This is a genomic window from Streptomyces sp. NPDC051452, assembly GCF_044454765.1.
In the GTDB taxonomy this organism is placed as follows: domain Bacteria; phylum Actinomycetota; class Actinomycetes; order Streptomycetales; family Streptomycetaceae; genus Streptomyces.
In genome coordinates, this window is the sequence record NZ_JBITEB010000012.1 from 246,473 (window position 1) to 256,997 (window position 10,525).

The 10,525-nt window shown below is 68.9% G+C and carries 12 protein-coding genes and 1 pseudogene; 6 read left to right on the plus strand and 7 right to left on the minus strand.

Annotated elements, in window-relative coordinates; translation table 11 throughout:
- Window positions 1–431: 431 nt before the first annotated feature.
- From holA to ACIBA9_RS26605, 4 genes and pseudogenes are all read right to left on the minus strand, one after another.
- Window positions 432–1,421 (minus strand): DNA polymerase III subunit delta, encoded by a 990-nt coding sequence (gene holA, locus ACIBA9_RS26590; protein WP_399366788.1) that lies wholly within the window; start codon window positions 1,419–1,421, stop codon window positions 432–434.
- Between the two features lie 86 nt (window positions 1,422–1,507).
- On the minus strand, window positions 1,508–1,753 hold the full coding sequence (locus tag ACIBA9_RS26595) for a hypothetical protein (protein ID WP_362156681.1): 246 nt from the start codon (window positions 1,751–1,753) through the stop codon (window positions 1,508–1,510).
- Window positions 1,754–1,801: 48 nt separating this feature from the next.
- A complete protein-coding gene (locus tag ACIBA9_RS26600; protein WP_399366790.1) occupies window positions 1,802–2,653 on the minus strand; it encodes an arylamine N-acetyltransferase in 852 nt (283 codons plus the stop codon).
- Between the two features lie 84 nt (window positions 2,654–2,737).
- Window positions 2,738–2,971: pseudogene (locus ACIBA9_RS26605) on the minus strand (MBL fold metallo-hydrolase); the annotation flags it as partial.
- 35 nt (window positions 2,972–3,006) lie between these two features.
- Here ACIBA9_RS26605 and ACIBA9_RS26610 point away from each other — a divergent pair.
- Window positions 3,007–4,509 carry a recombinase family protein gene (locus ACIBA9_RS26610; RefSeq protein ID WP_399366792.1) on the plus strand — a complete coding sequence of 501 codons (1,503 nt, stop codon included), beginning with the start codon at window positions 3,007–3,009 and terminating at the stop codon, window positions 4,507–4,509.
- On the opposite strand, the gene ACIBA9_RS26615 is transcribed toward ACIBA9_RS26610, so the two are convergent.
- From ACIBA9_RS26615 to ACIBA9_RS26625, 3 genes are all read right to left on the minus strand, one after another.
- Window positions 4,496–4,783 (minus strand): hypothetical protein, encoded by a 288-nt coding sequence (locus ACIBA9_RS26615; RefSeq protein WP_399366794.1) that lies wholly within the window; start codon window positions 4,781–4,783, stop codon window positions 4,496–4,498. The two genes, ACIBA9_RS26610 and ACIBA9_RS26615, sit on opposite strands and share 14 nt — an antisense overlap.
- Window positions 4,784–5,359: 576 nt before the next feature.
- The gene (locus ACIBA9_RS26620; protein WP_399366796.1) at window positions 5,360–5,605 is read right to left on the minus strand and encodes a hypothetical protein; all 246 of its coding nucleotides are present in this window, start codon (window positions 5,603–5,605) and stop codon (window positions 5,360–5,362) included.
- Window positions 5,602–6,867: a hypothetical protein gene (locus ACIBA9_RS26625; RefSeq protein ID WP_399366798.1), complete on the minus strand. Its 1,266-nt coding sequence runs from the start codon at window positions 6,865–6,867 to the stop codon at window positions 5,602–5,604. Before ACIBA9_RS26625 ends, ACIBA9_RS26620 begins: the two co-directional genes overlap by 4 nt.
- Before the next feature lie 379 nt (window positions 6,868–7,246).
- On the opposite strand from ACIBA9_RS26625, the gene ACIBA9_RS26630 reads away from it, so the two are divergent.
- From ACIBA9_RS26630 to ACIBA9_RS26650, 5 genes are all read left to right on the plus strand, one after another.
- The gene (locus ACIBA9_RS26630) at window positions 7,247–8,116 is read left to right on the plus strand and encodes a Bro-N domain-containing protein (RefSeq protein ID WP_399366800.1); all 870 of its coding nucleotides are present in this window, start codon (window positions 7,247–7,249) and stop codon (window positions 8,114–8,116) included.
- Entirely contained in the window at window positions 8,113–8,340 is a 228-nt protein-coding gene (locus ACIBA9_RS26635; RefSeq protein ID WP_399366802.1) for a helix-turn-helix domain-containing protein, read from the plus strand. Before ACIBA9_RS26630 ends, ACIBA9_RS26635 begins: the two co-directional genes overlap by 4 nt.
- Window positions 8,337–8,588 (plus strand): hypothetical protein, encoded by a 252-nt coding sequence (locus tag ACIBA9_RS26640; RefSeq protein ID WP_399366804.1) that lies wholly within the window; start codon window positions 8,337–8,339, stop codon window positions 8,586–8,588. The genes ACIBA9_RS26635 and ACIBA9_RS26640 overlap by 4 nt, the downstream gene beginning before the upstream one ends.
- A complete protein-coding gene (locus ACIBA9_RS26645; protein WP_399366806.1) occupies window positions 8,585–9,022 on the plus strand; it encodes a hypothetical protein in 438 nt (145 codons plus the stop codon). Before ACIBA9_RS26640 ends, ACIBA9_RS26645 begins: the two co-directional genes overlap by 4 nt.
- A 115-nt stretch (window positions 9,023–9,137) precedes the next feature.
- Window positions 9,138–10,525 (plus strand): DNA cytosine methyltransferase (locus tag ACIBA9_RS26650; protein ID WP_399366808.1); only part of this gene is annotated, 1,388 nt, incomplete at its 3' end.

The following is a 10,525-nucleotide window of genomic DNA, read 5'->3' on the forward strand; positions in this document are numbered from 1 at the left end:
GGCGCGGCGGGGCGCGGCGGGGCGCGGCCTGGCTCGGCGGGGCAGGGCGCGGCCTGGCGTGATCCGGCACGACTCCGGCCCGGCGCGGCGCAACTCCGGTCCGGCCCGGCGCAACTTCCGGTCGGGTCCGGGAGCGGTCGGGCGCGGCTCAGGTCCGGCGCGGCTCCGGTCCAGTGCGGGAGCGGTCCGGCGCGGCTCCGGTCCGGCGCGGGAGTGGTCCAGTGCGGGAGCGGTCTTCGCCGTGAGGTCGGGAAGGAGCGGCCTTCGCCGTCGAGGTCGGCCGCGCTGAGTCAGGTCGTCGGTGTCGAGGCGCGGGCGGGTTTCGACAGCGACGCCCCCCCCACACACCGCGTCGGCGACGCGGGGCCGCGCCGGCCCGGGACCACTCGCCCCGGACGACTCACCCGCCGACAGGTAAGCCGGCGACCGAGTCAGCCGCGGCCCCTCGACCTCGCGGCCCGGGCGATCGTCACGACAGCCTTCTCCAGGGCATAACCGGGGTCGTCACCGCCGCCCTTCACGCCCGCGTCGGCCTCCGCGACGGCACGCATCGCCAGCGCGACTCCGTCGGGTGTCCAACCCCGCATCTGCTGGCGCACCCGGTCGATCTTCCACGGCGGCATGCCCAGCTCACGGGCGAGATCGGCCGGACGCCCCCCGCGCGCGGAGGACAGCTTGCCGATCGCCCGCACACCCTGCGCCAGCGCACTGGTGATCATCACCGGTGCCACGCCGGTCGACAGCGACCATCTCAGCGCCTCCAGCGCCTCCGCCGTACGCCCCTCGACGGCCCGGTCGGCGACCGTGAAGCTGGAGGCCTCGGCCCGGCCGGTGTAGTACCGCCCGACGACCGCCTCGTCGATCGTCCCCGCCACGTCGGCCACCAGCTGCGAGACCGCCGAGGCCAGTTCGCGCAGGTCACTGCCGAGCGCGTCGCACAGTGCCTGGCACGCCTCCGGTGTGGCCGACCGCCCGAACGCGCGGAACTCTCCCCGCACGAAGGCCAGTCGGTCCGCCGGCTTGGTCATCTTCGGGCACGCCACCTCCCGCGCGCCCACCTTGCGCGCGGCGTCCAGCAGCCCCTTGCCCTTGGCCCCGCCGGCGTGCAGCAGCACCAGGGTGATCTCCTCGGCGGGCGAGCCGAGGTACGCCTTCACGTCCTTGACCGTGTCGGCGGACAGGTCCTGCGCGTTGCGTACGACCACCACCTTCCGCTCCGCGAAGAGCGAGGGACTCGTCAGCTCGGCGAGCGTGCCGGGCTGCAACTGGTCCGGGGCGAGGTCCCGTACGTCCGTGTCGGCGTCGGCGGCCTTGGCGGCAGCCACCACCTCCTGCACGGCACGGTCGAGCAGGAGGTCCTCCTGGCCCACGGCGAGGGTCACCGGGGCGAGAGGGTCGTCATTCGCAGTTTTCCTGGCCATCACTCACAGCATCCCACGCGGCACCGACAACGAACCGGCCGTGAACCCTGCCCGGCCCCCGACCCGCCCCCGAGTCCGCCTCGGGGTCACGGCTCCTCGCGCCAGCCCTCCCACTCCCCCGCGAACGCGTCCAGCTCCGCCGGGTCCAGCCGCTGCCTCGCGTCACGCAGGACCACCAGCCACTGGGCGTCCTCGGCGTCGTCCTCACCGGCCAGCGCGTCCCGGACGAGCCGGGGCTCCTCCTCGATCCCGAACCGTTCCCCGAGCGCCGCGACCGCCTCCTCGGCGGCATCGCGGTCGGGCAGCACCAGCACGTGTCTCACATCGCTCACGAAGCCATTCTCCGACACGGCCGACACCGTCTCGGTCTCCCGGCAGCGTCATCTCCCGGCAGGTTCGGGGAGTACGTTCCGGTTTCCGCCCCGGACGGTCGGTACACGTTCCAGCTCGATACCGAACCGGTCCCGGTAGGCCGTCAGCACCTCCTCGTCGGTCTCCAACTCCCTCTTCTTGCGATCCCCGTCGGCGGTGGTCGTCGTCAGCGTGCGTCCGCTGAGCGTGATCCGCCCGCCGTCCTCGGTGACCCGTGAGCACACCAGTGAGCGGGTGAAGTTCGACAGCGGGGAGGTGCTGTGCCACCAGGCGCCGGCCGCGAAGTCCCCGAGCACCCGCGGTCGCGTCTCCAGCCGGTACTGCGGCTTGCCGTCCCGCAGGACGTCCAGGTCGCCGTCGCCCGCCGCCGCGCCCCCGCCCGCCGCGTCGGGTCCGGCCTCCACCAGGCGGAACCGCCCGCCCGGGTCGTTCTGCTCCCCGCGTTCGGCGAAGGCCAGGGGGTAGAGGCTGTGCGCGCCGAACCCGACGTCGGCGAGCCAGGTGTCCCCGTCCGCCGTCCGCACCCGGAGCGCCATGTGGTCGTAGGGGATCCCGGGTCGCCCCTCGTCGTCGTAGACGCGTCCCGCGAGCAGTGTCACCTCGTATCCGAGGGCGCCGAGCAGCACCGAAAACGCCCCGTTCAGTTCGTAGCAGAAGCCGCCACGCCCGCTCCCCGCCACCTTGTCCAGCAGCCGCTCCCGCGTCAGCACGATCTCCTCGCCGAGGTGGATCGAGAGGTTCTCGAAGGGGACGACCCGCAGATGGCGCAGGTGCAGCTCGCGCAGGGCCTCACTGGTGGGCCGGAGCGGGCGCACCGCTCCGAGCCGGAGGAGGTAGGCGTCGATCCGTGCTGGGTTCATGGCCCCAGTCTGCGCGACGACCAGGTCACACCCCAGCCGCTCGTAGGGATCACATCCCCGGCCTCTCGTGCGGCTCCCGCGCCCTCACTCTCTCGTCACCCGCACCTCGCCGCGGCCCCCTCCCGCTCCGACGACCGCGAGCGCTCCGTCCCGGTCGGTGCTCAGCACCATCGCGCCGGCGGCCCGCAGTGCCGCCACGGTCGACGGGGCCGGGTGACCGTACGGGTTGTCGGCACCGGCGGAGATGAGGGCCACCCGGGGTGCCGCGAGCCGTATCAACTGCGGGTCCTGGTAGGCCGAGCCGTGGTGCCACAACTTCCTTAGAGGACATCTACTCCCCTACCCTTGACGGCATGAAGGCCACCGCCAGGGCCCGCAGGGTCGGCATCTATCTCCGCATCTCTGACGACCGTGAGGGCGCAGGGCTGGGCGTCGAACGCCAGTTGAAGGACTGCAAGCCCCTCGCCGCTCAGCTCGGCTGGAACGTCGTAGAGGTGTACGACGACAACGACATGTCGGCGACCAACCGCCGGAAGAAGCGCAAGGGCTACCACCGGATGCTGGCCGACATGCAGAGCGGCCACATTGACGCGGTGATCGCCTGGCACCCGGACCGCCTGTACCGCCAGCCCCGGGAGCTGGAGGACCTGATGGACCTCCTGGACGACCCCGAGCTGGACGTGGAGTTGAGGACGGCCCGGACAGGGACCATCGACCTCTCCACTCCTGACGGCCGGATGCTGGCCCGCATCCAGGTCGCCGTGGCCAAGCGCGAGGTGGAGCACCGCCGGGAACGCATCCTGAGCAAGGTCAGTGAGCTGGTCGAGGCCGGGGCCATCCATAACTCCGGCCACCGAGCCTTCGGCTATGACCGTCATTTCGACGGCACCGGCCCCCGCCGGAAGATCACAGGCGAGACCGTCAACGAGCGCGAGGCCAAGCACATCAGGAGCTGGGCAGACCGCGCCCTGGAGGGCGACTCCCTGTACTCCCTCGTGGTTGAGGCCAACGACAGTGGCGTCTTGACGACCACCGGCGGGGCCTGGAGCTATCAGGGGATGCGCGCCCTGCTGAGGTCGGGCCGCATCGCCGGGTTGAAAGAGCACCGGGGCGAGATCAAGGGGAAGGCCATTTGGCCCGCGATCATCTCTGTGGAGAAGCACAAGGCCCTCCGGGCCCTGCTCGACACGAAGACCGAGGAGTACCGGGCTGAGCACGGGGAGCGGAAAACGACCGCCCGGAAGTACCCGCTCTCCGGTCTCCCCCGCTGCACCTGCCGGGTCCCGCACGTCATCGGGGAGCCCTGCTCCTGCAAGGAGGAGGGGCGTCAGCACCACAAGATGAAGACCTCCCCGCGCGGTGATCGCCCCACCAGCGTGTACGTCTGCGCGAAGGACGGAGGCGGCTGCGGAGCCCGGACGATCGACATCCCCCACTTCGAGGAGGCCATGGAGGAACTGCTCTTCGCCCAGCTCGAAGAGGTCGAGGCCGCCGTGATGGACGACTCCGACGACCCCCGGCCGGCTCTCGAAGAGAAGCTGGGGAAGCTGGAGCGCCGTAAGGCCGAACTGGAAGTGGAGCTGGACGAGGGCGACCGCCCCGTCCGCGAGATCACGGACGCCCTGACCCGCGTGAAGGGCCGGATCGCCACGGTTCAGCGGGAGCTGGCCGAGCAGACCGTGAAGACCAACGTCATGGACATCAGCGTGGCGGAGCTGCGGGAGGCGTGGGAGGACTACTCGGTCGCCAGGAAGCAGGCCGTGTACCGGGGCCTGATCGAGGAGATCATCATCCACCCCGCGACTAGGCCGTACAACGTCTTCAACCCCAAGCGGATCGAGGTCAAGTGGAAGTGACCTGGGCCTTCTTGGCCTGGGCCAGCTTCACCAGCTCGCCCTTCGTCCGCCGGAGCATCTGCTCCTGGAGGATGGTGCGCTTCGGAGCCCTGGCCAGCTCCCGCTTGACCCAGGCGTCCATCAGCTCCTTCTCGCGAGCGGCCTTCTGAGCGTCCCTGACGAGGCCCTCGATCAGCTTCTTCATCGCTGGGGAGGCGATGGTCCGCCCGTTCACCACAGGGCCATAGCGGACCCGCCTGCGGGCCTCAGGGTCGAGGATCACGAGGCCCTTCACGAGAGCACCTCCGGCTGGCAGGGTTCGTATCCATTCGGGCCCACGACGGGACACAGGGACGAGCCGTCCAGGTGGGACCACTCAGGCGCCGGACCCCAGGCCGGGACCCATTCGTCGGGCCGGGCCTGCTGAGCCGGCTCGCCGCACTCGGAGCACACGCGGTTCGTCATTGGGCGCTGTCCCTCAACGGTTCGGGTCGAAACAGGTCTTGTCGCTGTCGTGGCCGCAGTCCCCGTACACGCAACAGGCGCAGGTGCATTCCGGGATGTGGTATCCGTCCGGCCCCGGACAGTGGTACGTGAAAGTCTCGGAGTAGGTCCCGCCGAGGTCATTGCAGCCGTCGTACACGGCGGTCTCCCAGACGCTCCCGCACTGGATGCAGCTCACGTACGGAGACGTGCTCAGTACAGCGTGACTCAGCGGCATGATCCCTCCCCCTTTTTAAATTCCGTACGGCCTTGAACGCCGCCAGGCCCTCACCTGGGTGAAACCGGTAAGGGCCTGCGAGTCGGAGGGTACAGGAATGCTTGGCGGCTTCGCTAATGCCACAGGAATTCCTGGAGAGGGCTCTGCTTTTTAAAATCCTGAGGCCCGCTCCTCGGCGGTGAAGGCTTCGATCTGGAGGCACCGGCAGTACTCCCAGCGGTCCGGATCCTCGGGGCTCAAGGCCATCATCCGGACCGCCTCCGGGTCGCCCTGCTGCCGGAGGTCCCGGGCCCTCCTGGAGGCCCTCTGGAAGCCCTCTGCGGTCAGCTCGAAGCCGTCCTGGGTCTCCGTCAGGCCGTGGCGTCTCAGGGCCTCCTGGCGGGCTTCCGGGTTCATACGGCGACCCCCACCACCCGGGCTCGCATGGCGGCCAGGATCTGCTGGCGCTCTCCATCGGGCAGGGCCATGAACTCCTCCTTCTGCCCCAACGATTCCTGAGCCGGCCGGACCACCGCGGTCTCCTCGGTCAGCACCTCCGGGGTGCTCGGCACGGGCCCGGCCTCGGCTTCCTGGGCCCGCAGGTACGCGTACAGCTCCATCTCATCCCCGGCCTCCACGAGGGCCCTCCAGGCCCCGTCAGCGTCCTCCGGGAGGGGGTTGGCCTCCAGGTACTCGGCACGCCTCGGGTTGGCCGTGCTGTGCAGGTACGCGATGTACCCGGGGCCGGTGCCACGGCGGGCCGAGGTCTCCTGGACGACACGGTCCTTGGCGGCACGGGCCTTGCGGATGAGATCCCGGTCGTAGCAGTCGTCCCACCAGTCGCCGGAGCGGCGGAAGCACGAGGCCCAGTAGATCGCGTACTCGAAGCTCCGGCCCTTGCGGACCTTCTGGACCAGGAGCGGGTTGGCCTTGGTCATGCGGGCCAGGAGCGCCTGAACACCGCGCTTCGACAGGCCCGTCAGCTCCTCAATGTCCGAGACCGACAGGACGACGTCCTCCAGGCCGCAGAGGACCGCCAGGGACCACGCCCGGCGACCCAGCGAAATCACGGCGGTCTTCACCGCATTGTCGTCATCGACCTCAGACCAGAGGTCCAGGCCGGGGTCGAGCATCGTCAGGATCTGTCCGGGGCCCGTGGTGCAGTCCAGCTCGGTCAGGGTCGAGAGCGTCTTCAGACCGTTGACCAGGACCTCGTGGGCCCTGTCGCCAATACGCGCACTGAGAACCGCATTGCTCTTGATCTTCTCCAGAACCTCCTTCTCCCCCAGGGCCAGGGCCCCAGGGCCAGAGAGCTTGGAGTAGTTAGAAGAGGTACTGCGGTTCTGAGTGCGCGTATCGGAGTACCGCAACTCCATGGAGTCCCGCTCCTCCTGGACCGCCGAGGAGACACCCCGGGTCGTGGTCCAGAGGAACTTGGAGGAGGACAGGCCACCGGTGGGACCGGCGATCTCCCGGACTACCTTGTCGGTGGTCCCGGTCCACCTGGCGAACCCGCGAGTCCCGGAGATGTACGGGCGGGTGATGGCGGTCCACGAGAGGGCCTGCTCGGTGAGGACCTCGGAGCGGCCAACGGAGCGCGTGACCAAGTCGATGAGGTCGGCGGAGTTGACGGCGTCGAGATCAACGTGACCGGGGCCGGCCTGATGGGTAGAATCCACACACAGCTTCACTGGTGGCTCCGCTTCTTGAGACGGGAGGAGCTGCCGGTCTCGGAGGGTGGGAGCCCTCCCGGACCAACTCGGCTTTTTAAAATGCCGCCTGACGTCGCCCCGGTTCCCGCCGGGGCTTCGTCGTGTCTGGGGTCAGGATACGCACGCGTATAGCCCATCTGCCAACACCTGAAATTACTCCAGGAATTCCAGTAGTAACACCTCCCCCAACATTCCTTGGGGAATTCGAATGGACTCCCGGATGTTCCTGAACTGGATATCCAGGCCCTTATCGTGGTAGATTTATCTCGTCGCCGCAGGTGACACGACTCCGCTGGAGGACCCCCGCACGGGGATGTCCTCCGTGCGTTGAGTCGAAAGGGCTCTGATGAGCGCCGTTCAGCTCCCCAGCATCTTCCGGGCGGTCCAGGAGATCTTCCCGGACACCGCCCTCCGTATGGGTTTCAGCACCGAGCACAAGGCGGCCTTCGTCGTCGCCGCCGACCTCCGCCAGGGCGTGGGTTTCAAGGGCAACACCGCCCGGTTCCTCCAGGGTGTCGAGGCCCACCAGAAGGGGGTCACCTCGTTGAACCCCCTTTACGTCGGTGACGAGGTGATCGTCACCGGCGGTGGACCGCAGCGCATGAAGGTCATCTACAAGCGCGGTGTCTTCCACCTCCTGATGCGCTCGGACCTTCCGAAGGCCTCCGAGTTCCGGGACCAGGTCTTCGACCTCCTGGAGCAGGTGGAGCGCGAGGGCTTCGTGGTCAACGCCAACGCCCCGATCGAGCAGCTCCAGACGATGAAGCCGCGTGTCGAGCAGACCATCGACGCGGTGCTGGAGGCCCGCCTCCAGGAGAAGAAGGACTACCGGGCGATCGTCCGGGCGATCCAGGGCGCCGGGGGACACGACCGGGACTTCGCGGACGTCCAGAACATGTTCTACCTGGCCCTCTTCGGCATGACGGCGGAGACGATCCGCGAGCGCCAGCCGCAGGTCAACGGCGAGCGCTACAAGAAGGACTTCCGGGGCAAGAAGGCCGGGAAGCTGCGGCCGTCCCGCTCGGCCAAGGACTTCCTGACCCGGGAGCAGCTCAACACCCTGGACCACGGGGTCCTGTGGATGACCTCCACGCTCGCCCTGCGGTACCCCGACGGCCTCGCCCCGCTGGACGAGATCAAGGGCGCGGTCATGGACTTCGCCGCCGAGATGCGTGCCCAGCGTGTGCGCCGTGCCGGACAGGGCGTGGCCGCGTGAACGCCGAGCAGATCCGAGAGGTCCTCACGGACACCGACGTCCCGATCTCGGCCCGCCTGGTGTGGGCGTACCTGAACGTCGCCGCTGAGCCGCAGAACAGCAACTCCCTGGCCGAGGAGCTGGGGATGGGCCACACCACGATCTCCCGGTGTGTGGGAGCCCTGAAGAAGCGGGGCCTGATCCGCAGGCGCAGCGGCGTCTGGATCCCGGAGCCGGCCAAGTGAGCGCCGCCGACCCGCTGGAGAAGGTCCTCGTGGCCTACGGACCCGAGGTGGTCCAGGACTTGATGGTCCACGACAACGGCCGCATCGAGGCCGTCACGACCCGCGAGGTGCGGGTCTTCGAGAAGTGCCCCGACGGCTCCCTGGTGGAGCTGCACGGCCAGGCCAAGGACGACGCGCTGACCGCCTTCTGGGCGGACGTCGCGGCCTTCAATGAACTGAACGAGATCAACGGGGGGAACGACCGATGAACCAGCCGACCGTCAGCTTGAACGACTTGATCCAGACCCACCTGAACGAGATCGCCGAGGACGCCTGGGAGCAGCACCGCGTCATGCGGGTCGATGACGGCGAGGCCCGGTGGCTCGAAGTCGGACACACCGTCGTCATCGAGCGGTGGAGCTGCCACCAGAACCACGGTGATGGCGTCTGTGGAGAGCCACTCGTGGACTACCAGACGGCCAAGGAACTTCTCGGTTGCCCTGGTGACCCGACGTTTCTTGACGACGACCTCAAGCGTCCGTCCATCCCCTTCAAGCGGCTGGATCCGGCGTGGGGCTTCACGGCTTGTGACTTGATCCACTTCTCCGACGTCAGGGCGCTGCACGAGGCCTACAGCGAGCCGTTCGGTGTTCCGGACGGGGTCATTGAGTGGCGTTACCCGGACGAGAAGGCGCAGGGCTGACGATGAGCGCGAACCACACCCCCGAGACCCTCGGACACCTCTTCTACGCCCTCGCCGCCGGGATCGTGATCGTCTGGATCGGCCTGGTCATCCGAGACCTTCGGAAGGCCCGCCGGTGACTCTGACCGCTGCCGACTTCTTCGCCGGTGCGGGCGGATCGTCCTCGGGGATCACCAAGGTCCCCGGGGTCGCTCTGCGTCTGGCGTGCAACCACTGGTCGCTGGCCGTCCAGACCCATGAGCTGCACTTCCCTCAGGCTGAGCATCGCTGTGCGGACCTGAGCCAGGTGGACTTCCGCCAGTACCCATCGGTCAACGTGCTCTGGTCCTCGCCGGAGTGCACGAACCACAGCATCGCCCAGGGCAAGAAGCAGGCCCAGGAGGACCAGGTCCCCGATGCCGAGGGCAACACCCTGCCCACCGAGGCCGGTGCCCGCTCCAGGGCGACGATGTGGGACGTCCCGAGGTACCTGGAGGCGATGACCCTGCGGGGCCGTCCGGTCCTCGGAGGCGTCGTGGAGAACGTCGTGGACGTCGTCCGCTGGGTGCTCTTCCCGGCCTGGCGCAAGGCCATGGAGGCCCTCGGGTACGACCTGTACCCCGTCTTCCTGAACTCCGCCCACGCGCACGCCCAGAAGGCCCTGTGGAGCCCGCAGAGCCGGGACCGCGTGTACTTCCTGTACGTCCACCACTCGCTGCGCCGGAAGATCGACGTGGAGAAGTGGACCCGCCCGTGGGCCCGCTGCACCGAGCACGGCACCGTGAAGGGTCGCCAGATCTTCAAGAAGGCCGGAGAGCCCTGGGGCCGGTACAAGGCCCAGTACACCTTCCGGTGCACCGTGAGCGGCTGCCAGGAGACCGTGGAGCCGATCGCTCTCCCGGCCGCCGTGGCCGTCGACTGGACCAACCCGGGGCAGCGGATCGGGGACCGGAAGAAGCCCCTGGCCGCGAAGACCATGGCCCGGATCGAGGACGGTCTGAAGCGGTACGCCCGGCCGATGATGATCCCCACCGAGGGCCGGGACGGGAAGCTCGCCAAGCCGTTGGACGAGCCCGGCAGGACTCAGACGACGCGACGGGAGAGCGCCGTTCTGTTCACCCCCAGTTTCATTGCCGAGTTGAGGGGCGGGAACAGCAAGCACCGGCCCGTGTCGCACCCGCTGGCCACCGTGACGGCCGGTGGGTTCCACCACGCCCTCGTGGTCCCGTACTACGGCACGGGCAGGGCCAAGCCGGTGGACCGCCCGATCGGCGCCCTGAGCACGATCGACCGCTACGCCCTCCTGGAGCAGCAGGCCCGGGTGGAGGACTGCACGCTCCGGATGCTCCAGGTCCCGGAGATTTCCCGGGCCATGAGCTTCGACCCGGACCACCAGATCCTCGGCAACAAGCGCGAGGGGACCCGGCTCTTAGACCGTGTCCTATGTGGTGATCGCTCGTTGGGCTGTGCATGGGGCGGGGTACGTGGAGTTGGATTGTTCCGGACGGGCTGTGGGAGATCGCG

Coding starts and splice junctions, on each gene's coding strand:
- holA (WP_399366788.1), bottom strand. CDS start 1,421: ATGGCCAGGAAAACTGCGAATGACGACCCTCTCGCCCCGGTGACCCTC.
- ACIBA9_RS26600 (WP_399366790.1), bottom strand. CDS start 2,653: ATGAACCCAGCACGGATCGACGCCTACCTCCTCCGGCTCGGAGCGGTG.
- ACIBA9_RS26610 (WP_399366792.1), top strand. CDS start 3,007: ATGAAGGCCACCGCCAGGGCCCGCAGGGTCGGCATCTATCTCCGCATC.
- ACIBA9_RS26620 (WP_399366796.1), bottom strand. CDS start 5,605: ATGAACCCGGAAGCCCGCCAGGAGGCCCTGAGACGCCACGGCCTGACG.
- ACIBA9_RS26630 (WP_399366800.1), top strand. CDS start 7,247: ATGAGCGCCGTTCAGCTCCCCAGCATCTTCCGGGCGGTCCAGGAGATC.
- ACIBA9_RS26645 (WP_399366806.1), top strand. CDS start 8,585: ATGAACCAGCCGACCGTCAGCTTGAACGACTTGATCCAGACCCACCTG.